This window comes from Flavobacterium granuli (genome assembly GCF_900129705.1).
Lineage (GTDB): Bacteria > Bacteroidota > Bacteroidia > Flavobacteriales > Flavobacteriaceae > Flavobacterium > Flavobacterium granuli.
The window spans coordinates 38329-64078 of record NZ_FQWO01000013.1 but is presented as its reverse complement, the minus strand read 5'-3'; the positions used below and the strand labels follow the sequence as shown (position 1 = coordinate 64078).

Below are 25750 nucleotides of genomic sequence, written 5' to 3'. Positions count from 1 at the left end.
TTTTTAACATAAACTTCTAAACTGTTGTACCTAAAGAACAAATCAAAATGCTAACTTTGCTGTCATTGCGATGAAAGAAGCAATCAGCAAAAATATGTTAGATAAAGACAATACCATCGAAGTTCTAGGCGCTCGAGTTCACAACCTAAAAAACATAGATATTTCCATTCCTCGCGAAAAATTGGTAGTAATTACCGGTCTTTCGGGTTCTGGAAAGTCATCTTTGGCATTTGATACCATCTATGCTGAAGGACAACGCCGTTATGTAGAAACTTTTTCGGCTTATGCCAGACAATTTCTTGGCGGACTGGAACGCCCGGATGTGGATAAAATAGACGGACTTTCGCCCGTTATCGCTATCGAACAAAAAACTACTTCCAAAAGTCCGCGTTCTACCGTAGGAACCATTACTGAAATCTACGATTTTCTGCGTTTGCTTTATGCACGAGCCGCAGACGCCTACAGCTACAATACGGGAGAAAAAATGGTCAGTTATTCTGACGAACAAATCAAAGATCTTATCATAGAGGATTTCAACGGAAAACGCATCAATATTCTGGCTCCGGTTATTAGAGCCCGAAAAGGACATTATGGCGAATTATTCCAGCAAATTGCCAAGCAAGGTTTCCTGAAAGTGCGCGTGAATGGTGACATTCTCGATATTACGCCCGGAATGAAACTGGATCGTTATAAAACCCACGATATCGAAATTGTGGTAGATCGAATTGTTATTGAAGCTACTCCTGATAATGAAAAAAGATTGTCAGAAAGCATCAACACAGCGATGCATCACGGAGAAAATGTATTGATGGTTTTGGACCAAGATTCGAACGAAGTGCGCTATTTCAGTAGAAACTTAATGTGTCCCACAACCGGAATTTCGTACCAAAATCCGGAACCGAATTTATTTTCTTTCAACTCTCCAAAAGGAGCTTGTGATCATTGCAACGGACTGGGAACGGTAAACGAAATCAATATCAAGAAAATTATCCCAAATCCGAAATTATCGATAAAAGCCGGAGGTTTTGCGCCTTTGGGCGAATACAAATCGTCTTGGATTTTCAAGCAATTGGAAATCATCGGAGAAAAATACGGTTTCAAAATTACCGATGCCATCGAAAAAATCCCCGAAGAAGCCATGGAAATGATTCTCAACGGCGGAAAAGAAAAATTTACGATAAATTCCAAAGATCTGGGCGTTGCCAGAGACTATAAAATAGATTTTGAAGGAATCTCCCATTTCATAAAAAACCAACACGACGAAAGCGGTTCGACAACTATCAAGCGTTGGGCAAAGGAATTCATGGACGAAGTACGCTGTCCGGTTTGCGAAGGTTCCAGATTAAAAAAAGAAGCATTATTCTTTAAAATCAATGAGGAGAATATTGCCGAATTGTGCAATATGGATATTTCGGATTTGACGGCTTGGTTCAAAAAATTAGACAGCCAATTATCCGATAAACAAAAACGAATCGCCACCGAGGTCATCAAAGAAATTAAAGATCGCTTGGATTTCTTGATGAATGTGGGCTTGGATTATTTGGCTTTAAGCCGAAGCTCTAAATCGCTTTCTGGAGGTGAAGCCCAACGCATCCGATTAGCAACCCAGATTGGTTCGCAGCTGGTGGGTGTACTTTATATTTTGGACGAACCAAGCATCGGTTTACACCAAAGAGACAACGAGAAATTAATCCATTCTTTGGAACAATTGCGTGATATTGGGAACTCAGTAATCGTGGTAGAACACGATAAAGACATGATTGAGCGTGCCGATTATGTAATTGATATTGGTCCAAAGGCGGGGAAATTTGGCGGTGAAATCATCAGCAAAGGAACTCCTGCCGAAATCCTGGCCTCACATTCGATGACTGCCCAATATCTTAACGGCGAAATGAAAATTGAAATCCCGGCAAAACGTCGTGAAGGCAATGGGAAATTCCTAAAGTTGACTGGAGCAACAGGAAATAATCTCAAAAACGTTTCGATTGAATTGCCTTTGGGTAAAATGATTTGCGTGACGGGAGTTTCAGGAAGCGGGAAATCGACCTTAATTAATGAAACGCTCTACCCTATCTTGAATGCCTACTATTTTAATGGTGTAAAAAAACCACAGCCTTATAAAAAAATTGAAGGGTTAGAACATATTGATAAAGTAATTGATATTGACCAAAGTCCGATAGGCAGAACGCCACGCTCTAATCCGGCGACTTATACCGAAGTTTTTACCGAAATCAGAGCTTTATTTACAAAAACTCCTGAGAGTATGATTCGTGGCTATAAAGCGGGACGTTTCAGTTTTAATGTCAAAGGTGGACGCTGCGAAACCTGCGAAGGTTCAGGAGTACGAACCATTGAAATGAATTTTTTACCGGATGTGTATGTCGAATGTGAAACTTGCCAAGGCAAACGTTTCAACAGAGAAACTTTGGAAATCAGATACAAAGGAAAATCCATTTCGGATGTATTGAACATGACGGTAGACGAAGCCGTTCCGTTCTTTGAAATGATTCCGAAGATCTATAGAAAAGTAAAAACCATTCAAGATGTAGGTTTAGGCTATATCACTTTGGGACAACAAAGTACAACGCTCTCGGGCGGAGAAGCACAGCGAATAAAATTAGCGGGGGAATTATCTAAAAAAGATACCGGAAATACCTTTTATATTTTGGACGAACCCACAACAGGTTTGCATTTTGAGGATATCCGAGTATTAATGGACGTGATTAACAAACTGGTTGACAAAGGGAATACAATATTGATTATCGAACACAATATGGATGTAATCAAACTAGCCGATTACATTATTGACATAGGTCCCGAAGGAGGAAAAGGCGGCGGACAAGTTGTTGCCAAAGGAACTCCCGAGGAAGTAGCCAAAATTAAAAAGAGTTATACGGCGCAGTTTTTGAAAAAAGAGTTACTTTAGTATTTAGGAGATTTAAACTCTGTCCCATTAGCTATTTGGGATCAAGAGAATATAGCTAAAATAATAGTTAAATAATACAATACGAATATGAGATTAGAAGATTTTGATAATGATGAAGATAAAGTAATCCAAGATAAATTAAAACAAAAAACTTGGAATGAGATTAGAACCAATGACAGTTGGGCCATTTTTAAAATCATGGCCGAATTTGTAAACGGTTACGAAAGTATGGGACGCATTGGTCCTTGTGTATCCATTTTTGGATCAGCAAGAACCAAGCCCGAGGATAAATACTATAAACTTGCCGAAAGTATTGCCTATAAAATCAGTAAAGCCGGTTATGGCGTGATTACCGGCGGTGGTCCCGGAATCATGGAAGCAGGTAACAAAGGGGCACATCTCGGCGGCGGAACCTCGGTAGGATTAAACATTGAACTGCCTTTTGAGCAGCATTTCAATCCTTATATCGATGGAGACAAAAATTTAAATTTTGATTATTTCTTTGTTCGAAAAGTGATGTTTGTAAAATATTCCCAAGGTTTTGTGGTTATGCCTGGGGGTTTTGGAACCTTAGACGAATTGTTTGAAGCGATAACCCTAATTCAAACCAAAAAAATAGCCAAATTCCCGATTATACTTGTTGGAACCAGCTTTTGGTCGGGATTGATTGACTGGGTAAAAACGGTCTTAATAGAAAAAGAACAAACCGTGAGTCCCGATGATTTGAAATTGATAAAAATTGTGGATTCTGAGGATGAAGTAGTTGAAGCTTTGGATAATTTCTATAAAAAGTACAATTTGAAACCTAATTTTTAAGAATAGGGCTGTTTTTTAAGACAGCCCTATTTTTTTTTAGTATTTTAACTACAAAGCACTGTGGGTTTTATGCAAATAAAATGTATCTTGTACTACATTAAACCGAGACCTACAATTGAAATCAACCTACAAATTAGCGGTTTGCCTTTTGGTTTTATTGACGTCAATAAAACAGTATGCCCAACATCATTCCAAAATGCTTGTTGAGGTAGATTCTAATACTAAAACCTTGAATATCCAGCAGGAAATTACTTTTTTTAATGATTCTAATGATAGCCTTTCGACAATAGTTCTCAACGACTGGAATAATGCCTACTCTAATGTAAAATCACCTTTGGCCAAACGTTTTTCGGATGAGTTTTACAGAGGTTTCCATTTGGCAAATGAAAAAGAAAAGGGAAGTACAAGCAATATTACCATTATTGATACCAATAAACTTTTCCTAAGCTGGAACCGAACAGAGGAAAATCCGGATGTGATCAGCGTAAACCTCAGAGAAAAACTGGCTCCAACGCAAAAAACGATATTTTATCTTACTTATGTGGTAAAAATTCCCAGTGATAAATTTACCAAATATGGCTACGATACTAACGGAGGCATGAATCTAAAAACATGGTATCTAAGTCCAGCCCGATATGAAAACCACGCTTTTATAACATACAACAATGAAAATCTGGACGATATTGTCAATGCCGTTTCAGACTTTGATATAGAATTGAAAGTCAATGAAAACATGGAAGTGACTTCTGATCTAAATTCTATTGAACCCATACCTAAAGCCAACTCTACCATATATAAATTATCCGGAAAAAACAGAATCAATTTCGATCTATTTATAGAACCAAAATCCAGTTTCTACAGTTTTAAGAATAATTCCATTGAGGTATTAACCAATTTGAAGGAAGAAAAAATTAGCCAAATTCAAAAAGCCATTATTATTGATAATATTGTCTGCTATGTAAATGAGTTAATAGGGAAATATCCGTTTGAAAAAATCATTGTTTCTGAAACAGATTATGAACGAAATCCTTTTTATGGATTGAACCAACTGCCCTCTTTTATAAGTCCTTTTTCGGATGAGTTTACTTATGAGATCAAATTCTTAAAAACCTATTTGAACGCCTATCTCAAAAACACGATGAGAATAGACAACCGAAAAAATAGTTGGATCACTAACGGGATTCAGGTTTATGCGATGATGAAATACATTCAAGAGAATCATCCTAACAGTAAGATGTTAGGAAGCGCTTCCTCGTTTAAATTATTGAAAAGTTATAATTTGACAAACCTGGATTTTAACGAGCAATACAGCTATTTCTATATGCTGATGGCGCGCAAAAACCTAGATCAATCACTAGCGAGTCCAAAAAACACTTTGATCAAATTCAATGAGCAAATTGCCGGTAAATACCACGCTGGATTGAGTTTGCGTTATCTAGACGATTACCTTGGCGAAAATTCCGTTACCAATAGCATCCGTCAATTTTACGCTAAAAATCAGGAAAGCCAAACCTCCGAAAAAGATTTTGAAAAGCTGTTAAAATCCAATACTGAAAAAGATATTGATTGGTTTTTTAGTACCATCATAAACACTAGAAAAATCATAGACTATAAATTTTCGAATGTCATCAAAACAAAGGATAGCATCTCCTTTTCAATCAAAAATAAAACTGGCGTTATTGTCCCAGTTCCCATTTATGGCGTAAAGCAAGGGAAAATTGTATTAAAAAAATGGCTGGAACCGCAATCAAATGATACGGTTTTTACTTTGGAAAGAAATAATGCCGATAAGATTGTCATCAACTATAATAATGAAGTACCAGAGTACAACCTAAGAAACAATTGGAAATCCCTGAAAAGTTTTTTCCCGAACAACCGTCCCATCAAATTTGTGTTTATGAAGGATCTTGAAGATCCCTATTACAATCAGGTTTTGTATGTGCCAACCTTGACTTACAATTTATACGATGGCCTGTCGCCAGGACTAAGACTCCATAATAAAACCATTCTAGACAAGCCTTTTGTTTTTGATATCAATCCTTCCTATTCCACAAAAGCAAGCACTCTATCAGGTTCGGGCTATTTTGTGGTAAATCAAAACTACAGAAACAGCGCCTTATACAATGTTCGCTATTCGCTATCGAGTTCTTATTTTCATTATGCGCCGGATGCCACTTACCTTTCGATAAATCCGACCGTTCAATTGCGCATTCGCGAAAACGACTTTAGAGACAACCACAAGCAATTGATTCTTTTTCGCCAGGTAATGATTAATAGAGAGAAAAGTGCGATTGTAGTGGATAATTCCAAAGAAAATTATTCGGTTTTTAATGCAAAATATTTTAACTCCAAAAATGAAATTACTAAGCAATTCAATTTCATGACTGACCTGCAATTGGCAGGAAAATTTGGAAAAGCAGCTGCCGAATTAAGTTATAGAAAACTATTCGAGAACAATCATCAGATACAATTACGCTTCTATGCCGGCAGTTTTTTATACAATAAAACCGATTCTGATTTCTTTAGTTTTGCTTTAGACAGACCAACAGACTATTTGTTCGACTATAATTATTATGGAAGATCAGAAAGTAGCGGTTTTTTTAGTCAACAATTAATTATTGCCGAAGGCGGATTTAAATCCAAATTGAACACACCTTTTGCCAATCAATGGATTTCGACTTTGAATGCCGGATATAATATTTGGAATTGGGTCGAAGTCTATGGCGATCTAGGTGTTGTCAAAAATAAATCTCAAAACGAAAAACTGCTATTTGACAGCGGAATTCGTCTGAATTTAGTTCCGGACTATTTTGAAATGTATTTACCAGTCTATTCTTCGAATGGTTGGGAAATAGGACAAAACAAGTACAATGAAAAAATAAGGTTCATAATTACTTTATCACCAAAAATATTAATCAATTTATTTAATCGAAAATGGTTTTAATTGATTAAACAAAAACATTGCAATTAAAATATTCTCAACAAACAAGTCTTTTAATTACACATAATAAAAAAATACATAATACAAAACAGATAAAATTACACATAATTAAATTTTATTTCTTTTATTGAATTATGATAATAGCTAGTTTTTAAGTAAATTTGCAGCACTAAGTTATACTTTTCAATTATGATAAAAGAAAAAACCAATATTACATTGACATTCGAAGATTTTAAAACCGAAGTATTGAACGACTACAGAATCGCTATAACAAGCCGAGAATGTAGTCTATTAGGACGTAGAGAAGTATTGACCGGAAAGGCTAAATTTGGAATTTTTGGTGATGGGAAAGAGGTCCCTCAGCTTGCGATGGCTAAATTTTTCAAGGACGGAGATTTCCGTTCTGGCTACTATCGTGACCAAACTTTTATGATGGCTATTGGTCAATTGACTGTAGAACAGTTTTTTGCCGGTTTATATGGAAATACTAGTATAGAACAGGATCCTATGTCGGCAGGCAGACAAATGGGCGGGCACTTTGCCACTCATAGTTTGAATGAAGATGGTTCCTGGAAAGATTTAACAAAACAAAAAAACTCCAGCGCTGATATATCTCCTACTGCAGGGCAGATGCCCCGCTTACTGGGACTTGCACAAGCATCAAAAATATACAGACAGGTTGCTGGAATAACCAATAAATCCAATTTTTCGGTTGAAGGAAATGAAATTGCTTGGGGGACTATTGGAAACGCAAGTACATCTGAAGGGTTGTTTTTTGAAACTATCAATGCAGCAGGTGTTTTACAAGTACCTTTAATAATAAGTGTTTGGGATGATGAGTACGGAATTTCAGTTCATGCCAAACATCAAACTACAAAAGAGAATATTTCGGAAATCCTAAAAGGATACCAACGCGATAAAGATGCTAAAGGTTATGAAATCCTTAGAGTAAAAGGATGGGATTATTCAGATTTGATTGCTACCTATGAAAAAGCATCTCTCATTGCCCGTGAAGAGCATGTGCCCGTGCTCATTCATGTAAACGAACTGACACAACCTCAAGGACATTCCACTTCAGGTTCGCATGAAAGATACAAAGATGCTGATCGTCTTGCTTGGGAAAAAGATTTTGACTGTATCCGACAAATGAAATTATGGATGATTGCTATTAATATTGCATCACCGGAAGAAATTGCCGAAATTGATTTGAAAGCAAAAAATGAAGTTCTTGAAGGTAAAAAAGCGGCTTGGAACGCTTTTATAAATCCCATCATCCAAGACCAAAAAGAACTGGTAAAACTATTGGAAAAAGTCGCTGTTTCTTCTGAAAACAAAGACAATATCCTAAAGCAAATCTCAGAATTAAATAGCATAAAATCTCCTTTGAAAAAGGAAATTCTTATAGCAGCCCGCAAATCTTTGCGTTGGATTTCTAATGGTGACGGAAAAAATGAATTGTCCACTTGGATTACCTCCTACCTAGCAAAGAACCAACCCGATTTTAGCAGTCATTTGTATTCCGATTCTGATTTGAATGTATTTTCTGTAAAAGAGGTTTTGCCTCAATATAACGAAAACTCAAAAGAAGAAGCAGACGGAAGAATGATTCTGCGCGATAATTTTGATGCCATTTTCACAAAATATCCAGAAGCCTTAATTTTTGGAGAAGATGCCGGAGCTATTGGCGATGTAAACCAAGGACTGGAAGGAATGCAGGAAAAATACGGTGCACTACGCGTAGCTGATACCGGAATACGCGAAGCTACTATTATAGGACAAGGAATAGGAATGGCCTTAAGAGGCTTAAGACCTATTGCCGAAATTCAATATTTGGATTATTTATTGTACGCTATACAAATCATGAGTGATGATTTGGCAACCCTGCAATACAGAACCGTCGGCAGACAAAAAGCACCTTTAATTATTCGTACCAGAGGACATCGCTTAGAAGGAATTTGGCATTCTGGTTCCCCAATGGGAATGATCATCAACGCTGTTAGAGGAATCCATGTTTTGGTTCCAAGAAACATGACCAAAGCGGCAGGTTTTTACAACAGTTTATTAGAATGTGACGAACCGGCTTTAGTAATCGAATGCCTGAATGGTTACCGATTAAAAGAGAAAAAACCAATTAATTATGGGGAATTCAAAACACCAATTGGTGTTGTTGAAACCATCAAAGAAGGCAATGATATCACCTTGGTTTCTTATGGTTCTACATTGAGATTAGTGGAACAAGCTGCCAATGAGCTTATAGAAGTGGGTATTGACTGTGAAATCATCGATTTACAATCTTTATTACCTTTTGATATTAACCATGATCTGGTAAAAAGTATCGCTAAAACAAACCGTCTTTTAGTAATCGACGAAGATGTTCCTGGCGGCGCTTCGGCTTATATTCTACAACAAATTGTGGAACAACAAGACGGCTATAATTATTTAGACAGTAAACCGCAAACCTTAACGGCAAAAGCGCACCGACCTTCTTACGGGACAGATGGTGACTACTTTTCAAAACCGTCTGCAGAAGATATTTATGAAAAAGTTTATGCTATGATGAATGAGGTAAACCCTTCTAAATTTCCAAGTTTATACTAAAATAACTATTCAATAAGAGAAAAAGGATGTCTACAATGACATCCTTTTTTTGCACTAGAGTATCGATTTTGCCCAAAAAATCATCTTAATTAAACATTATAATTTAGATATCAATCTCTTATGTTGTATTTTTATTGTAATTTAAAAATTCAAAATTCAATAAAAATGAACGACTTAGAAACGACACTAAAAAACATCCAAAATGTAAAAGTAATAGATGATTCAATAGATTATCAATACTATTTTCCTCTGGATCTTTCGGTTTCTAATAATGAATTATCAAAACACGATTTAAACAGTGCAGCTGATTTTGAGAACTATATAGAAAATCAATTGATCTTGAACAAATCAAAAGTAGCTTATGGCGGTTATAATGAAGAAAGAAATCTTTACAAAAGAAGCCAAATTTTCAAGAATCAAGAGACTGAAGAAAGAAACATACACTTGGGTTTAGACTTATGGATAAAAGCTGGAACAGCAGTATTAGCGGCCCTTGACGGTAGAATTCACAGTTTTGACAATAATGCCGGTTTGGGCGATTATGGACCAACAATAATCTTAGAACACAGACTGGAGCATCAACAGTTTTATACTTTATACGGACATTTAGCGTTAGAGAGTTTAGATAATTTAGAAATAGGCGCTTTTTTCAGAAAAGGAGAACAACTAGCCACTTTAGGAGATACATCGGTAAATGGTGATTATGCTCCCCATTTACATTTTCAAATCATAAAAAATTTAGAAAATAATCTGGGTGATTATCCTGGCGTTTGTAGCAAAAAAGATTTGGCTTTTTATCTGGAAAACTGCCCTGATCCCAATTTATTATTAAAAATACAAGCATGAAAAAAATAATCCTACTACTTAGCTTAATTGTACTCATTGGGTGTAAATCCAAAAAAACTGCCCTCGAGACTGAGAAAAAAAAAGAAATTAAATTTGAGAAACTAGCCCTGACAGCGGTTGATGCAGGCTTGAAGAATAAAGCATACGAACTGGGCAAAAGAATTTTGATGACTTGCAATACTTCAAAATTTAAGCCTTTTAATGAAACGGAAGCTACAAGCTCTGTTATTGCCAATATAACCTTAGAAAAACTTTCCAAAACCTGTACCCGTTACCGCCAGTTTTACGGAGATTTCAAAGATATTCAGTTAGTTGAAATTTTTAAAGACTATCAAAACAACAACATCGTTTTTCGCTATAAGGCATTATACACTAAAAAAGTGGCCAATAAAGAGCTTCGCGTGTATATGAATGAAGAAAATAAAATTTCTGCAATAAAATCAATGGATTGGAAAGATTCATTTTAATTGAAATAAAATTAAAATCCTAAATAATAAATTTTAGGTGCTGAACAAAAAATACAATTGGCCAATTCATACTAGCTACCGATAAATCAAAACTTTAAAAAAAGTACTGCCTTTTATTTTAGCTTTTATCTACTGGCGTAAATTTCAGTTAAAGTCTAAAATCAGTGAATTATATAACTTTTTAAAAAAGTTATATAATTCATTTTCAATAAAAAAGAGCAACTTTTACAATCAGTTAAAAAAACAAACAATTTGAAGTTATATATTAAATACATGGTCAGCAATCGCTGCAAATCAGCGGTCAAAGAAGAGTTAAAAAAACTTGGATTGCATTTTATAGTTGTTGATTTAGGGGAGGTTGATGTGATGGAAAATATTTCCAAAGATCAACGTGAATCTCTTAAAATAGGACTGCTTAGCTCTGGCTTTGAACTGATGGATGATAAAAAATCTATGCTTATAGAAAAAATTAAAAATGTAATTATTCAGATGGTTCACCATTCTGACGAAATCATTAAAGTAAATTTCTCTATTTATTTAAGCGAAAAATTAAATCACGATTACACCTATTTATCAAACTTATTTTCTGAAGTTCAAGGAACGACTATTGAACATTTTATCATTTCCCATAAAACAGAAAGAGTCAAGGAATTAATCATTTACGGAGAACACAATATCACTGAAATTGCATGGAAAATGGGATACAGCAGTGTAGCTCATCTCTCGAGTCAGTTTAAGAAAGTAACGGGACTCTCCCCTTCCCACTTCAAGAATTTAAAAGATAAGAGACGCTGTCCAATCGAAGAAATTGGCACTGAAAACAATAGGAATCAAAATATTCTAAATTAATTTTTTAAAAACGATTATGAAATTAATTTCAGACAAAAAATTCCATTTCTATTCCCTTTTTTTAGTTCTAATATTGGCTTCCGTCTTAGCTTTTTTCTATTACAACAACCTAAAAGTCAAGTCTAGCGGCGACTCAGCTAACCACGCTCAGGATATTCTTAGTAAAAATGATAATGTTCTTTTGGATCTTCTTGCTATTGAAATTGGCATGAGAGGCTATATCATTTCCGAAAACAACATTTATTTGGAGACCTATAATAATGCCAAAAAATCGCTACACAAAAACCTACTGGCTTTATCAGAATTGACTAAAAATAATCCAAAGCAAAAAAAACAGGTCGATTCCTTAAGGATCATGGCGTCGGAAAAATTATTCTTACTTCAAAAAAGTATCGATGACAGAAAGATCGGTTTATTAAATGAGAATGAAAAAATAGCCATTCTTAACAATGGAAAAGTTATCACTGATAAATTAAAAAACATCATAGCTGATATAAAACAGGATCAGTACAACTATTTAAAACAAAGTAAAGACGAAAATGACAATAGAATCCAAACCACGGAAATCCTAATCTTTTTACTTTTACTTTTAATATTTACCATTTTCAGCCTTGTCTTTATTATCATCAAAAATTTAAAAGACAGAAATAATGAATTAGAACTCTTTACCGCTTCACAAAAATTGCTCTCTAATTATTCCCTTAGCCTTATTGAAGCCAGTTTAGATCCGTTAATTACTATAAATATAGACGGAAAAATAACTGATATAAACGAAGCAACCGTTAAAATTACGGGCTTGAATCGTGACAAACTCATTGGTTCTGACTTCTTTGATTATTTCACCCAACCCCAAATGGCAAGAGAAGTATATCAGGAAGTTTTTGCCAAAGGTTCTGTGGCTGATTCTCCCCTTACGCTGCGACACAAAGACGGAAAATTGACTGATGTACTATTTAACGGATCTGTTTATAGAGACGATCAAAAAAATGTACTTGGAGTAGTTGTGGTCGCTCGTGATATCACTGACCAAAAAAGAATTGAAACAGAACTGATAGAAGCCCGGGTTTTTGCCGAACTAGCAACCGGAATTGCTGAAGAGGAAAAAAGAAATGCCGAATGTGCCACCTTAATCGCCGTAAATGCCGTAAAGGCAAAGCAACAGTTTTTATCCAATATGAGTCATGAAATACGAACTCCAATGAATGCTATTATTGGGTTTACAAAAGTGGTCTTAAAAACAGATTTAACGGCAAAACAAAAAGAGTATTTAGACGCCATAAAAATGAGTGGCGACGCACTAATTGTATTGATAAATGATATTCTGGATTTAGCAAAAGTCGATTCCGGAAAGATGACTTTCGAGAAAATCCCCTTTAAAGTAAAGTCATCGATATCATCGATGCTCCATCTGTTTGAAACAAAAATTCAGGAGAAAAATTTAACGTTAATTAAAGAATACGATCCTAACATTCCCTCAATAATAGTGGGCGATCCCGTTCGTTTACATCAAATTATTTTAAATTTGGTGAGTAATGCCGTAAAATTTACCTCAAGAGGAAAAATTACTGTTGTCGTTCGTCTTATTGATGAAAGCCCAGAAAACGTGACCATTGAATTTGCTGTTACTGATACCGGCATTGGGATTCCAGAAGAAAAAATAGCCACAATATTTGAAAATTTCCAGCAAGCATCCAGCGGAACATCCCGAATTTATGGAGGCACAGGCTTGGGACTGGCTATCGTTAAACAATTAGTAGAACCCCAAGGCGGTACTATTAAAGTAAAAAGTAAAGTGGGCGAAGGAACTACATTTAGTTTTAGACTGAATTTTGAAAAAACGGATGTCGATGCCGAACTGGAAACTGAAATACTTGAATTGGATTCTGACATAAAAAACATAAAAGTTTTAGTCGTAGAAGATATTGCACTAAATCAATTATTGATGAAAACATTATTGGATGATTTTGGTTTTCAAAGGGACATTGCCGAAAACGGAAAAATAGCCATAGAAAAACTAGAAAAAAACAGTTATGACATTATCCTAATGGATTTGCAAATGCCTGAAATGAACGGTTTTGAAGCTACTGAATACATTCGAAAAGTAATGAAATCCAATATTCCTATTGTTGCTTTAACAGCTGATGTCACCACCGTAGATTTGGCCAAATGTAAGGCCGTAGGAATGAATGATTATGTTACAAAACCCGTTGACGAACGATTGTTATACAGTAAAATAGTAGGAATCGTAAGAAAATCATCAAGCATAAAAGACAAAGAACTGAAAAAAAATAGCCTTGCGAAAAATTCCAAATGCATTGATTTAGCCTATTTGAACAGTCGTACTAAATCAAATCCTAAACTAATGATGGAAATGATTGCGGCCTACCTGCTACAAACACCTCCTCTTATAACCGCCATGAGACAGGGCCTGAGCAACAAAGATTGGTCTCTACTTGGAGCTTCGGCCCATAAGATGATCCCTTCTTTTTCCATAATGGGAATGAGCTCTGATTTTGAAGAAATGGCAAAAAAAATTCAGAACTATTCCAATAATTTAGAGCATCAAAAAGGAGAAATCGACGATTTGGTTTTGGAACTTTCAACTATTTGCGACCAAGCTTGTAAAGAATTAGAAATAGAATTTAATAATATTAAAAACATAAACGGATGAAAAACGAAGAGAAAATAAAACTATTTTTAGTAGATGATGATGCCGTTTTCTTAAAATCATTAGAAATCGAGTTTCTTCATCATACCGATTTTATTGTTGAAACTTTTGCTACCGGTGAACTTTGCATCGCTAATTTAGATCAAAATCCAGATGTGATCATTCTTGATTACCATTTAGACGGAATAGATCAAAATGCAATGAACGGAATAGAAACATTAGATAAAATTAAAGAATTTGATGCTAATATTCCTGTAGTAATGCTGTCTTCACAGGATAAAATTGATGTAGCAATAAGCTGTATGCATCATAAAGCCTTTGATTATGTCGTAAAAAGCGAAACGGCTTTTTTGCGACTTCAAAAAAATATTACTGCCTTTTTCCATTTTGAAAGAATTGAGAAAGAACTGAATTGGTATATGGCTAGAATGTAAATTGGTGATCGTTAATCTATATTTAGCCTAGAAAAAATCATTTTGAAGAAATACAAGCACCCTTTGTTAAGTACAAATGGTGCTTTTTTGCTTTTAAAAACCACAGATATCCTAAAAGTGTGAAAGATGAAACTTTCTGTACAAATTATATAAAACGAACTATGTATAAGAGCCTTACCTTTGATATTAATAATACAATTACAAATTATTGTATGCTATTAATGAAACAATTCCTTCTTTATTAATTATTACTGTATTTAAAACTTTAATCTGTAAATCAATACATTCTATAATTAAAAAAGATAACCAAATCTAACAACTTACGATCATGAATCTAAAACGAATCTTCGGGGCATTACTTACAGTTCTAGGCATAGGAGCTCTTATTTATACTGCGGTAGTGTTTTCAAACACTTCTGGCAGTAATGCAGACATTAAATTCCTAATTATTTACGGAATACTGGGAATAATATTCTTTACTTCAGGTATCAGTTTAGTTAGGACCACTAAGGATGAATCTTAAAAAGTTTATCTCTAATTAGTGATTGCCAACAAAATTTATTTGTAAATGAATCAAAAAGAGGTAAATACAGACTGAATGCCAATTAAAAAAGAATTCTATGAATCTAAAAACTATCGGAATAGGAATAATTATTATAGGAGCCATCATGGTTTTCTACACAGGGTTTAATTATGTTACTACAGAAAAAGTAGTCGCCTTTGGACCAATTGAAATAAACAGACAGCAAAATCATCCTGTACAATGGTCACCAATAGTTGGAATAGTACTAATCATTGTTGGAGGAATACTTGTCATACGGGATAAAAAATGAAAGAGATAAAAAATGAAAAATGAAAATTTGAAGCAGACCTGGAAAGAGCAAAAAGAACATCTAAAACAAAAATTTGCGTCTTTGACTGATACCGATTTGCTTTTCCTTCAAGGTAAAGAAGATGAAATGATGACAAAACTTCAAATTAAATTAGGCAAAACCAAAAAGGAACTCTATAAAATTATAAATACACTTTGAACTAAATTTTATACTCCTAAAATATAAAGCTCTTCAAATCTAAAAATCAAAAAAATGAAAAATTCAAAAACAATATTTTTAGCGTCAATCGCATTGACATTTATGGTTTGTACCTCAATTACAGCCCAAGAAAACGCTCCCAAATTTGGTATAAAAGGAGGTGTTAACTTCTCTAATTTGTACACTGATAATGTAGATGACGAGAATGTACTAACTGGTTTTAATATTGGACTATTTGCAAAATTACCAATAAGCAATTCTTTTGCCATTCAACCCGAAATATATTATAGCGGAAAGGGTGCCGAAGTAATTTACGACAACACTTTAGCAAGTGGTACCGCACGATTCAAATTGAATTATATTGAAGTTCCAGTAATGCTAGTAGCCAATATCTCAAAAAACTTCAATATTCAGGCCGGACCTTATGTTTCTTATTTGATTAACGGTAAAACAACAAATGAATCAAACGACGGTAGTTTTAACTTCGAAGATAACATTGATGTGAATGACTTTAATAGAATCGATGCGGGACTTGCCGCTGGTCTTGGCCTTGATTTAGGAATGATTAGTTTAGGCGTACGTTACAACTATGGATTAGTCAAAGTAGGAAAAGAAAAAAATTATTTTGGAACAAACTATACTTTTCCAGATGCCAAAAATAGTGTATTAAGTTTTTACGCTGCTATTTCATTTAACTAAAATCAGCCCAAAATATCCTACACAACAAAATAAAGCGTAATTATTTGATAAACAGATAAATAAGCTTAAATTTATATGTAATTTTACTTAACACTCTAAAAAATAGAAATCATGAGCAATTTACTTTACACAGTGGCTATAATATTAATAATATTTTGGGCAATTGGATTCTTTGCCTATAGTGCAGGGAGTATCATACATATTTTACTAGTTATAGCAGTAATCGCAATATTATTAAGACTTATCCAAGGAAAAAGATTATAAAACTAAAAAATTAAACTATGAAAACAGATAAAGTAATACTAGGAGTTATAGGTGGTCTTGCTGCCGGCGCACTAATGGGAATATTATTTGCTCCAGCTAAAGGTACCAAAACCAGAAAAAAAATTAAGCGAAAAAGCAATGAGTATGCCGATGGGATAAAGGAAAAATTTGATTCTACCATAGATACTATTTCAAACAAATATGATACGCTAAAACAAGAAGGCTTAAATCTCTTAAATGATGGAAAATCTAAATTTGAGAAAACAAGAAAAGAAATTGAAAATCTAGAAGTATAAAAAATTTCAAGACATACGATTTCACAATCATTGAAATCGTCTCTTACTATCACTTTCTGTTTATTATTTATTAAAAAAAAAACCGAGAAGCATTCTTCTCGGTTTTTTTTTGCTTTAGACCAAAAAGACTAAGAGTATCTTCTTGTCAAAAGTCCAATTCATTGACTACTTCCATTGATTTAAACAATGCGCATACGTGAATCTTACAACTTATGGTTTTAATTGTATAATACATTACGGCCATAAGTAAGCAACCTTTGTTTTATCAAATAATTAATCCCCTAAACAAAATAAAATGAAAACTAAAAAATTATTAATACCTTTTGTAATACTATTTATTACATTAATTTCAAGTTGTGCTAAAGACGATTTTGAAGGAATAGACGGAATTTGTCCCATGGTAGAAATCACTAGTCCGGCTGATGGAGACATTAATATAGCGCTCGACAAAACGATTTCTGTTGTCTTTAATGAAGACATGAATGCTAGCACTTTCAATCAGGCCTCTTTTACTTTACAGGGTACATCTTTAGTAGCAGGTACTGTTTCATTTTCAGGAAAAACAGCATTATTTACTCCAACCAATCCTCTGGCGCCTAATACAACTTACACTGGAACCATTAAATCTTCGGTAAAAGACCTCACAGGAAATGCTTTACAAAAAGACTATATTTGGACATTCAGTACCGGTTCTACTATTACCCCAATGGTAACTGTAACTGATCCAGCGTCCAATGCAACAAACGTATTCCTTAACAAGGTAGTTTCGGCTAATTTTAATATGGTCATGAATTATTCTACCATTAACACTTCAACTTTTACTTTAAAACAGGGAACAACATCAGTTGTTGGAACCGTTGAATATGTTGGAATGACAGCTTATTTTACTTCTAATAACCCTTTGTTGCCTAGTACCGAATATACCGCTACAATTACATCTGGAGCCAAAAATATTCAAGGAACAGCAATACCTAATGCTTATACATGGAAATTTACCACTGGTATCATTACAGCACCCAAAGTAATAGCTACAGACCCTAAGGATAAAGCTATAGGCGTTGCGCTAAATAAAGCTATTACAGCAGACTTTAGTATTTCTATGGATCCATCGACCATTAACGCTACTACTTTTACTTTAAAAAACGGTACAGCTTTAATAACAGGAATAGTTACTTATTTAGGTACTACCGCTACTTTTACACCAAGCAGTCCTCTATTAGAAGCGACTACTTATACCGCCACAATTAAATCTGGAGCCAAGAATTTAGCGGGTGTTTCTTTAGCAAACGACTACAATTGGGACTTTACAACAGCTTCAACTTTAGTAGGTACTTTAGTGGATTTAGGTTCAGCCAAAAGATTCGGAATATTAGCTGGTGTAGGTGTTAGTAATAATGCTGGTTTCAGTGTAATTAACAATATGGATGTAGGCATAAGCCCAGGAGTTCGTTCTTCAATTACAGGTTTCCCTCCTGCCACTATAGTTGGCGGAGCTATTTATGCTTCTGATGATATTGCTCCTCCTGGAACTCCTGCAATGTTAACCCAAGCCAAACTGGATTTAACAAATGCCTATCTTTTTGCCGAAGGGGCATCTTATAGCGCGCCAATAACAGTATCCGGAGATCAAGGAGGAAAAACACTTGTTGCCGGTATTTACAAATCAACATCAACTCTTTTAGTGCAAAATGGAGATTTAACTTTATCCGGTAGTGCCACAGATGTTTGGATTTTCCAAATAGCATCTGCCTTTACCACTGTAGGTGGAGCGGGTGGAAACATCAAACTTACTGGTGGAGCTTTGGCTGAAAATGTTTTTTGGCAAACCGGAAGTTCTGCAACTATTGGTGATTACACAAGCTTTGTAGGAAACATATTGGCCTTACAATCCATAACAATGGGATCACATTCAACTGCAAAAGGCAGAATGCTTGCCAGAAATGGAGCAGTAGTAATGACTCATACTAACATCATCACAAAACCCTAAATCATAAAAATAATGGAATTAAAAAATAATAATAAAAAGGGACTGTGCTCAGCATGGTCTCTTAATAGCCTTAGCATTAAGAATACTGCTATAATCGCCTTATCATGGTTGAGTTTTCAAACAACGGTGCAAGCACAGGAAACACTTGAAGTAAAATACAGCAAACCTTCTTGGTACTTTGGTTTAGCGGGTGGAGCCAATTTTAATTTTTACCGTGGATCAACCCAACAAATGAATGCAGGCTTTACATCTCCAACAACTTTTCATGATGGATTTGGGACAGGACTATTTATTGCACCACTTTTAGAATATCGTCCTGCTGATTCTAGATGGGGTGTTATGCTACAGGCAGGTTATGATAACCGAAAAGGTAAATTTGACCAAGTAGTTACTCCATGTGACTGCCCAGCTGATTTAAAAACAAACCTAAGCTATATTACGGTGGAACCAAGTTTGCGTTTTGCACCTTTCAAATCTAGTTTCTACTTATATGGAGGTCCACGTTTGGCTTTCAATCTGGACAAATCATTTACTTATCAATTAGGTACTAATCCAGCGTTTCCGAATCAGGAACCTAATACAGCAGTAAAAGGTGATTTTGATAATGTCAATAAAACGATTATTTCGATGCAAATTGGTGCCGGTTATGACATTCCTCTTTCATCGGATAGTAATAAGACACAATTTGTACTGTCGCCATTTGTTTCCTTCCAACCTTATTTTGGCCAAAACCCACGTTCTACAGAAACATGGAACATCACTACTGTACGAGCTGGTGTTGCGCTTAAATTTGGACAAGGACAAAACAGCCAACAGTCTACTGATATGGTGAAGGATGCCGAAGTTCAATTTTCAATAAATTCTCCTAGTAATGTACCAGGTACATCTCGATTTAATGAAATATTTCCGCTTAGAAACTATGTTTATTTTAACACTGAATCTACTGAAATACCAAATCGTTATGTTTTATTAGAAAAAAATCAGGTAAAAGAGTTTAAAGAAGACCAATTAGAAGCATTCGCTCCAAAAAAATTATCGGAACGCTCAAAAAGACAAATGACAGTCTACTATAATGTACTGAATATTCTTGGAGACCGCATGCAAAAAAATCCATCTGCAACCATTACTTTAGTTGGTTCTTCGGAAAAAGGTCCTGAAGATGCTTTACTAATGGCTGAATCTGTTAAAAATTATTTAGTCAATACATTCGTTATAACTGCCTCAAGAATAAAAACTACAGGCCAAAACAAACCTAATATCCCCTCTTTACAACCAGGCGGAACATTAGAATTAAAGCTTCTTAGCGAAGGAGACCGTAGAGTTTCTATTGAGACAAGCTCTCCTGATTTGTTGATGGAATTTCAAAGTGGTCCCGATTCTCAATTGAAACCGGTACAAATTGTTGCACTTCAAGAAGCTCCAGTAGAAAGTTATGTCACTTTTGATAACAAAGGAGCCACCGAAGCTTTATCTTCATGGTCCCTGCAAATTGCAGATGAACAAGGAAAAACACAATCTTTCGGTCCTTATACTGAAGAGGTAGTTAGTATTCCTGGGAAATCAATTTTAGGCAGTCGTCCAGCAGGTGATTACAAAGTAAAAATGATTGGTCAAACCAAAAGCGGTAAAATAATAGAGAAAGAAAATTCAATGCATGTAGTCCTTTGGACACCAGCCAAAGTTGAAGAAGGCATTAGATACAGTATTATCTATGAGTTTAATAAATCTAAAGCCATTACTATCTATGAAAAATACCTCACTGATGTAATAGTGCCAAAAATTCCATTTGGAGCTACAGTAATTATTCATGGTCACACAGATATTATTGGTGAAGAAACCTACAATCAAGATTTGTCTTTGGCTCGTGCTAATGATGTGAAGAACACTATTGAAAGTGGTTTGTCTAAAACAGCAAGAAATGATGTTAAGTTTGAATTAAATGGATTTGGAGAGGATCAGAACAAAGCCCCTTTTGAAAATAAAACTCCAGAAGAACGTTCTTATAACAGAACAGTAATTATTGACATTATTCCCGCAAAAAAATAAGTCAAGACAATACAAAATTTATTTTTATAATTTACAAAAGAGGATAGACACATAAAAGTCTATCCTCTTTTGGTTTTTTATAGCTTTCTAATTAATGATACGCTAACAAAAACTGCACACTGAAGTTGCTGGTTATTTAAGTTTAAAGTATCAAGAAGTAATAAAGTAATTTCATGTTATCAGCTGATTGTTTTTTGAACCATTTACAAAACACAATCTTAACAAAAATTTACAAACAAAATTAATTTAAAACACTTAACTTCAATAAGTTATTACTTTAATACCTAAAATTAATGATATGAAAAAGTTCCTGCTTTTAATCCTTTTAGGAGGATTTACATTATTAGTTAACAGCTGTGCTGGATATGTTTCTGAACAGCCTGCTTATGTTCAATTAGACATCACTCCAAGACCTTACCCAAATTATATTTGGATTGAAGGAGGATGGAGATGGGATAATTCCCGTAAAAATTATATCCAAAAGAAAGGATATTGGGCAAATCCTAATACAGTACGAAATCACAAAAATGGAGAATGGAGAAAATACGATCGTGGTTATCGTTGGGAAAAAAGAAGACGATGAATAAATCTTTCAAATTAACAAGAGCTTTTCCAAAATGATTCACAATTCCAATCATTCTGGAAAAGCTTTATTATAAAAATCAAGATCTAAAACTGCTCGAAATCAAACGCCCAATCCAACTCTTTTCTATACCATAATTCCCCTTTAAAAACTTCAAGCGGACAGTCAAAATTATTCGTATAAAGCGCTCCGGTTCCAAGTCCTTGTGGCATCAAATTATGCTGTAAAAAAGTCCATTGTGCAATGGCATTTAATCCGATGTTACTCTCCAAGGCAGAGGTAATCCACCATCCTATTTGATACTTTTCGGCCAAAGAAATCCATTCTTGAGTTCCCCGAAAACCACCTACAAAACTCGGTTTTAAAATAATGTATTGGGGCTTAATTTTTTGTAATAATTTCTCTTTTTCTTCGAAAGAAAACACTCCAATCAACTCTTCATCTAAAGCAATAGGCAAAGGAGTGATTTTACAGAGTTCTGCCATCCTGTCAGTATGATTTTTTCGAATAGGCTGCTCGATACTATGTAATTCAAAACCAGTTAGTTGTTTTAACTTATATAAAGCTTCGTTTGAATCAAAAGCGCCATTAGCATCAACTCTTATTTCTATCTCTTTCGCACTGAAATGCGCTCTGATAAATGCCAATAATTGCAATTCTTTATCAAAATCTATCGCTCCTATTTTGAGTTTAATACAATGGAATCCCTGAGCTAATTTTTCCTCAATTTGCTCCTTCATAAAAGCTTCCTCTCCCATCCAAACAAGTCCGTTGATTTGGATCGAATTCTCCCCTTCGGTAAAACCCGAAGGAAACAATAAAAAAGGATTTTCACTTTGCAAAGACTGGAACGCCATTTCAACTCCAAACTGGATCGAAGGAAACTCGATCAGCGCCTCCCAAAGTGCATCTTTTCCAAGATGAATATTGGCACAAGTCCACTGCAATTTTTCTTCATAATCCGGTCTGTCATCTGCGCTCAATCCTCTGAGAATTCCGCACTCTCCTATTCCTTTTTTTCCTTCGTTTTCCAAAACTAAAAACCAGGTTTCTTTTTCGGTCATAACGCCGCGCGAGGTTCCGGAAGCTCTCTTGAAATCGAGGATGTATTTATGGTAGCTTGCTTTCATTTTTTATCTAAATTGAAGTTTTTTTTAAACATATAAGTCATCTAAGAAAATCTAAGTTTATCAATATTTTAAAATTTGCTTCATCAAAAAACTTAAATGACTTATATGTTTGAAAAAATAAAAAGTCTTAAATCGTTAATCATTTCCCAACAACTTCAAAACTCTGTCAAAATCACCTGAAGACAATCCCGCTTTTTTGAAAGTCTCAAAATCCAGTTTTACTTTTTGACTCCAACTCAAGCTATCAGTCACATTTTGGGTTTGATATTCTTTGTAAATGGCTTTAGCGGCAGAATAGTTATTATTCAACAAATAGGCATGTGCTAAATTTAATTTCAATAACAACTCCGAATCATCCAGTTTTACGCCTTCTTTCAAGAATTTAATCGCTTTGCCGTACTGTTTAGTCAAAATATAATTCGTCCCAATAGCATTGTAATCCAATACCGTTGCTTTGCCCTCGTTGATTATGGTTGCATATTGAGCTATTGCATTGCCATAATCCCCTTTCTTAGCAAAACCCGCAGCCTGCTTTCTTAAATCGTTATAAAGTTCCCGAGAAGCTCCAGTTTCGTTGAAACAACTGTTGCCAAAATCTTTATACACTTTTGCCTGTTCTATGGCCAGCAGTTTTTGAAATTCTTGAAACTTGTACTTTTTTTCCATTTTTTCCTGAATGCATACGCAAAAATCATCCGAATTAGCCAGTTTTCTGGCCAATGCTGAAGTTTCACATTGATTGATGATGCTTTTCCTGTTTTCCAAAGACCAGCCGCGACTGAGCTTTGTATCGACCCAAGGAACAACTTCAAGAATTATTTTTTGTTTCAAAATCCAGTTGGTACTTTCAAAACCGAACCATAAATTTTCAATTCCCGGTTTCAAGCAAGCCGATTTATCTACCGAAAGTCTTTTTGCGTCCTTACTCACCGGAGTATCCTGTACCAAACAGGCTTTGTCTTTTTTAGCTTTCTTTTGATATTCTAAAGCCAATTCGGATGATGAAAAAACAGCGTATTTGCATTTGTCTGATCCGGAAACTTTAGACAAAACAAAAACAGCTCCTGCTGATCCCTGACTGATTCCTGTAGGATCTGGAATGGCTTTTAAAACCGAAACTAAACTGCTGGCCAGTTGTTGATTCTCATCCAAAAGCGTGATTCTATAAATCAACTCTGTGGTTCCTACGGGGAAATCGTCTGTTTTTATTAGTATCCGGTCTCTGGCCGAAACGACAATTTCTTTGGTTGTTGCCCTGTCTTTGTCCCAATAACCGTCCTTTTGCGCAAAAGCCGACTGATAAAAAATGCTAATGAATAGCACTAAAAAGATATTTTTCACTTGTATTTTCTTAATTAACGATTTGCCCTAGCCCTGATGGGAGTGAAAATCCTTTCCTAGTGGTTCTGGAGCTTTGGAACCACTAGGAAAGATTGCAACGTACAGCAGGAATAGCTCCTAAAAAAATTATAATTCGATACTATCGCCTATTTCCAGCAACATTAAATCCTTGCCTTTATCAAAGAATTTACGGATTGCCTCTTCGTGGTTGATTTCGATGTATCCAAAAGTATCGTAATGATAGCCCAGAATTTTATCGCATTCGACAAAATCAGAAGCTACAATCGCATCTTCGACGTCCATCGTGAAATTATTCCCGATAGGCAGGATGGCCAAATCGAGTTTGGTTCGCATCGGAATGAGCTTCATATCCATCGTCAGTGCCGTATCTCCGGCTATGTAAATGTTTTTATGCTCGCCTTCAATGACAAAACCGCCGGGATTTCCCCCGTACGTTCCATCAGGAAAAGAACTGGAATGAACCGCATTGACGTATTTTACTTTTCCAAAATCAAAATTCCAGCTTCCGCCATGATTCATCGGATGAGTTTGTAATCCTTTGGCTGCATAATAACCCGCAATTTCCGCATTTGAAACGATGATCGCATTGGTTCGCTTTGCTATCGACTCGACATCCAAAATATGATCACCGTGAGCATGAGTCAATAAAATGTAATCGGCTTTTAAGTTGTCAATATCGATATGTTCTGCCAATGGATTAGCTGAAATAAATGGATCGACTAAAATGTGTTTTCCGCCTACTTTTATTCCTAAGGAGGCATGTCCGTAAAATGTTATTTTCATGGTAGTAAATTTATCTTCCGCCCAATAGCGTGTTAACAATTATATCTGAAAAAAAGTAAATCATGCATAAAGCAAGCAATACTGAAAGCGCAAAAGTACTCAAAGCCAGTTTTTTTAATTCAGGATCTAACAACTTGGCTTCTTTATTTTTATAGACATTAATTAAATGTTTAGTCAAAGGAATATAAGCCAGTAAAAAAAGATACTGATCTAGTTTAAAACCACTTAAAAGCGCAAAAACAATCACCAAAACCATTGCTGAGATTATTAGAAAATAGTGATAGATTTTTGCTTTGGCTCCACCAATTTTCACCACTATGGTGTTTTTATTTGACTTTCTATCCGAGGCTTCGTCACGCATATTATTTAAATTCAAAACTCCTACACTCAAAAGTCCCACTGCAGCAGCCGGTAAAAACAATAATGGATCTAATTCTTTTGAGTAAAGAAAATTCACTCCCAAAGTACTCACTAATCCAAAAAATACAAAGACAAACAAATCTCCGTAACCGCGGTAGCCATAAGCGGTATTCCCCACTGTATAACGAATTGCGGAAGCAATTGCCAAAATACCCAAGATTAAGAAAAACAGAGAATAAAAAATATTGGTATCTGTAAATGCATAATAAATCAACAGCATTGCAGAAAGCAAGGTCAGTGCTGCCGTAATAATTATCGCTCTTTTCATTGCCTCAGGAGAAATCACTCCGCTTTGAATGGCTCTTTTTGGACCTACCCTATCTTTATTGTCTGTGCCTTTTATACCATCCCCATAATCATTGGCAAAATTGGACAAAATCTGTAATCCAAGAGTAGTTAAAATTGCAAAACCAAATAACCTCCAGTTAAAAACCTCTGTTGGCGTAAGTATATTATCCGTTGGGTTAGCCAATGCGTACATGCTTCCCACTATGATTCCAGATATGGATAAGGGCAATGTTCTTAATCGTGCGGCTTCAATCCAATGTTTCATTTTATTTATTTTTTAGTATTTCTATTATTCTTCTTTTTAAAATTTGGACCA

21 protein-coding genes are annotated in these 25750 nt (G+C 35.1%); 17 read left to right on the top strand and 4 right to left on the bottom strand.

The window, feature by feature from the left end:
* The first annotated feature begins 94 nt into the window (after positions 1–94).
* The 17 genes from uvrA (at position 95) to BUB25_RS14505 (ending at position 21451) form a co-directional block, all read left to right on the top strand.
* On the top strand, positions 95–2926 hold the full coding sequence (gene uvrA, locus BUB25_RS14585) for an excinuclease ABC subunit UvrA (protein ID WP_072945691.1): 2832 nt from the start codon (positions 95–97) through the stop codon (positions 2924–2926).
* Between the two features lie 87 nt (positions 2927–3013).
* Positions 3014–3742: an LOG family protein gene (locus BUB25_RS14580; RefSeq protein ID WP_072945605.1), complete on the top strand. Its 729-nt coding sequence runs from the start codon at positions 3014–3016 to the stop codon at positions 3740–3742.
* Between the two features lie 196 nt (positions 3743–3938).
* The gene (locus tag BUB25_RS14575; RefSeq protein ID WP_072945689.1) at positions 3939–6686 is read left to right on the top strand and encodes an aminopeptidase; all 2748 of its coding nucleotides are present in this window, start codon (positions 3939–3941) and stop codon (positions 6684–6686) included.
* Positions 6687–6872: 186 nt separating this feature from the next.
* Positions 6873–9281 (top strand): alpha-ketoacid dehydrogenase subunit alpha/beta, encoded by a 2409-nt coding sequence (locus tag BUB25_RS14570; protein ID WP_072945603.1) that lies wholly within the window; start codon positions 6873–6875, stop codon positions 9279–9281.
* A gap of 165 nt (positions 9282–9446) precedes the next feature.
* Positions 9447–10127 (top strand): peptidoglycan DD-metalloendopeptidase family protein, encoded by a 681-nt coding sequence (locus BUB25_RS14565; RefSeq protein ID WP_072945687.1) that lies wholly within the window; start codon positions 9447–9449, stop codon positions 10125–10127.
* On the top strand, positions 10124–10594 hold the full coding sequence (locus BUB25_RS14560) for a hypothetical protein (protein ID WP_072945601.1): 471 nt from the start codon (positions 10124–10126) through the stop codon (positions 10592–10594). The genes BUB25_RS14565 and BUB25_RS14560 overlap by 4 nt, the downstream gene beginning before the upstream one ends.
* A 273-nt stretch (positions 10595–10867) precedes the next feature.
* Positions 10868–11443: a helix-turn-helix domain-containing protein gene (locus BUB25_RS14555; protein WP_072945599.1), complete on the top strand. Its 576-nt coding sequence runs from the start codon at positions 10868–10870 to the stop codon at positions 11441–11443.
* Positions 11444–11459: 16 nt separating this feature from the next.
* Entirely contained in the window at positions 11460–14114 is a 2655-nt protein-coding gene (locus BUB25_RS14550; RefSeq protein ID WP_072945598.1) for an ATP-binding protein, read from the top strand.
* Positions 14111–14545, top strand: a complete 435-nt coding sequence (locus tag BUB25_RS14545) for a response regulator (RefSeq protein WP_072945596.1) — start codon at positions 14111–14113, stop codon at positions 14543–14545. Before BUB25_RS14550 ends, BUB25_RS14545 begins: the two co-directional genes overlap by 4 nt.
* A gap of 620 nt (positions 14546–15165) precedes the next feature.
* Positions 15166–15378 carry a hypothetical protein gene (locus BUB25_RS14535; RefSeq protein ID WP_072945593.1) on the top strand — a complete coding sequence of 71 codons (213 nt, stop codon included), beginning with the start codon at positions 15166–15168 and terminating at the stop codon, positions 15376–15378.
* Positions 15379–15390: 12 nt separating this feature from the next.
* A complete protein-coding gene (locus BUB25_RS14530) occupies positions 15391–15576 on the top strand; it encodes a CsbD family protein (RefSeq protein WP_072945592.1) in 186 nt (61 codons plus the stop codon).
* Between the two features lie 54 nt (positions 15577–15630).
* Positions 15631–16275: a porin family protein gene (locus BUB25_RS14525; protein WP_084089638.1), complete on the top strand. Its 645-nt coding sequence runs from the start codon at positions 15631–15633 to the stop codon at positions 16273–16275.
* Positions 16276–16386: 111 nt separating this feature from the next.
* Positions 16387–16539, top strand: coding sequence for a lmo0937 family membrane protein (locus tag BUB25_RS16500; RefSeq protein WP_106357574.1), 153 nt, complete (start codon positions 16387–16389; stop codon positions 16537–16539).
* A gap of 17 nt (positions 16540–16556) precedes the next feature.
* Complete coding sequence (locus tag BUB25_RS14520) at positions 16557–16835, top strand: YtxH domain-containing protein (protein ID WP_072945588.1); 279 nt, start codon at positions 16557–16559, stop codon at positions 16833–16835.
* 295 nt (positions 16836–17130) lie between these two features.
* On the top strand, positions 17131–18822 hold the full coding sequence (locus BUB25_RS14515; RefSeq protein WP_072945586.1) for an Ig-like domain-containing protein: 1692 nt from the start codon (positions 17131–17133) through the stop codon (positions 18820–18822).
* Between the two features lie 12 nt (positions 18823–18834).
* Positions 18835–20868 carry an OmpA family protein gene (locus tag BUB25_RS14510; RefSeq protein WP_072945584.1) on the top strand — a complete coding sequence of 678 codons (2034 nt, stop codon included), beginning with the start codon at positions 18835–18837 and terminating at the stop codon, positions 20866–20868.
* 298 nt (positions 20869–21166) lie between these two features.
* Positions 21167–21451, top strand: coding sequence for a YXWGXW repeat-containing protein (locus BUB25_RS14505; RefSeq protein WP_072945582.1), 285 nt, complete (start codon positions 21167–21169; stop codon positions 21449–21451).
* 86 nt (positions 21452–21537) lie between these two features.
* On the opposite strand, the gene BUB25_RS14500 is transcribed toward BUB25_RS14505, so the two are convergent.
* The 4 genes from BUB25_RS14500 to menA form a co-directional block, all read right to left on the bottom strand.
* Positions 21538–22581, bottom strand: a complete 1044-nt coding sequence (locus BUB25_RS14500) for an o-succinylbenzoate synthase (RefSeq protein ID WP_072945580.1) — start codon at positions 22579–22581, stop codon at positions 21538–21540.
* Between the two features lie 135 nt (positions 22582–22716).
* The gene (locus BUB25_RS14495; RefSeq protein WP_072945578.1) at positions 22717–23922 is read right to left on the bottom strand and encodes a tetratricopeptide repeat protein; all 1206 of its coding nucleotides are present in this window, start codon (positions 23920–23922) and stop codon (positions 22717–22719) included.
* Positions 23923–24048: 126 nt separating this feature from the next.
* On the bottom strand, positions 24049–24726 hold the full coding sequence (locus BUB25_RS14490; RefSeq protein WP_072945576.1) for a metal-dependent hydrolase: 678 nt from the start codon (positions 24724–24726) through the stop codon (positions 24049–24051).
* A 10-nt stretch (positions 24727–24736) separates the two neighbouring features.
* Entirely contained in the window at positions 24737–25699 is a 963-nt protein-coding gene (gene menA / locus BUB25_RS14485; protein ID WP_072945575.1) for a 1,4-dihydroxy-2-naphthoate octaprenyltransferase, read from the bottom strand.
* Between the last annotated feature and the right edge of the window lie 51 nt (positions 25700–25750).

Bases quoted from the DNA above. Each gene is read 5' to 3' on its own strand.
- uvrA (WP_072945691.1), top strand. From the start codon at position 95: ATGTTAGATAAAGACAATACCATCGAAGTTCTAGGCGCTCGAGTTCAC.
- BUB25_RS14580 (WP_072945605.1), top strand. From the start codon at position 3,014: ATGAGATTAGAAGATTTTGATAATGATGAAGATAAAGTAATCCAAGAT.
- BUB25_RS14575 (WP_072945689.1), top strand. From the start codon at position 3,939: ATGCTTGTTGAGGTAGATTCTAATACTAAAACCTTGAATATCCAGCAG.
- BUB25_RS14570 (WP_072945603.1), top strand. From the start codon at position 6,873: ATGATAAAAGAAAAAACCAATATTACATTGACATTCGAAGATTTTAAA.
- BUB25_RS14565 (WP_072945687.1), top strand. From the start codon at position 9,447: ATGAACGACTTAGAAACGACACTAAAAAACATCCAAAATGTAAAAGTA.
- BUB25_RS14560 (WP_072945601.1), top strand. From the start codon at position 10,124: ATGAAAAAAATAATCCTACTACTTAGCTTAATTGTACTCATTGGGTGT.
- BUB25_RS14555 (WP_072945599.1), top strand. From the start codon at position 10,868: ATGGTCAGCAATCGCTGCAAATCAGCGGTCAAAGAAGAGTTAAAAAAA.
- BUB25_RS14550 (WP_072945598.1), top strand. From the start codon at position 11,460: ATGAAATTAATTTCAGACAAAAAATTCCATTTCTATTCCCTTTTTTTA.
- BUB25_RS14545 (WP_072945596.1), top strand. From the start codon at position 14,111: ATGAAAAACGAAGAGAAAATAAAACTATTTTTAGTAGATGATGATGCC.
- BUB25_RS14535 (WP_072945593.1), top strand. From the start codon at position 15,166: ATGAATCTAAAAACTATCGGAATAGGAATAATTATTATAGGAGCCATC.
- BUB25_RS14530 (WP_072945592.1), top strand. From the start codon at position 15,391: ATGAAAAATGAAAATTTGAAGCAGACCTGGAAAGAGCAAAAAGAACAT.
- BUB25_RS14525 (WP_084089638.1), top strand. From the start codon at position 15,631: ATGAAAAATTCAAAAACAATATTTTTAGCGTCAATCGCATTGACATTT.
- BUB25_RS16500 (WP_106357574.1), top strand. From the start codon at position 16,387: ATGAGCAATTTACTTTACACAGTGGCTATAATATTAATAATATTTTGG.
- BUB25_RS14520 (WP_072945588.1), top strand. From the start codon at position 16,557: ATGAAAACAGATAAAGTAATACTAGGAGTTATAGGTGGTCTTGCTGCC.
- BUB25_RS14515 (WP_072945586.1), top strand. From the start codon at position 17,131: ATGAAAACTAAAAAATTATTAATACCTTTTGTAATACTATTTATTACA.
- BUB25_RS14510 (WP_072945584.1), top strand. From the start codon at position 18,835: ATGGAATTAAAAAATAATAATAAAAAGGGACTGTGCTCAGCATGGTCT.
- BUB25_RS14505 (WP_072945582.1), top strand. From the start codon at position 21,167: ATGAAAAAGTTCCTGCTTTTAATCCTTTTAGGAGGATTTACATTATTA.
- BUB25_RS14500 (WP_072945580.1), bottom strand. From the start codon at position 22,581: ATGAAAGCAAGCTACCATAAATACATCCTCGATTTCAAGAGAGCTTCC.
- BUB25_RS14490 (WP_072945576.1), bottom strand. From the start codon at position 24,726: ATGAAAATAACATTTTACGGACATGCCTCCTTAGGAATAAAAGTAGGC.
- menA (WP_072945575.1), bottom strand. From the start codon at position 25,699: ATGAAACATTGGATTGAAGCCGCACGATTAAGAACATTGCCCTTATCC.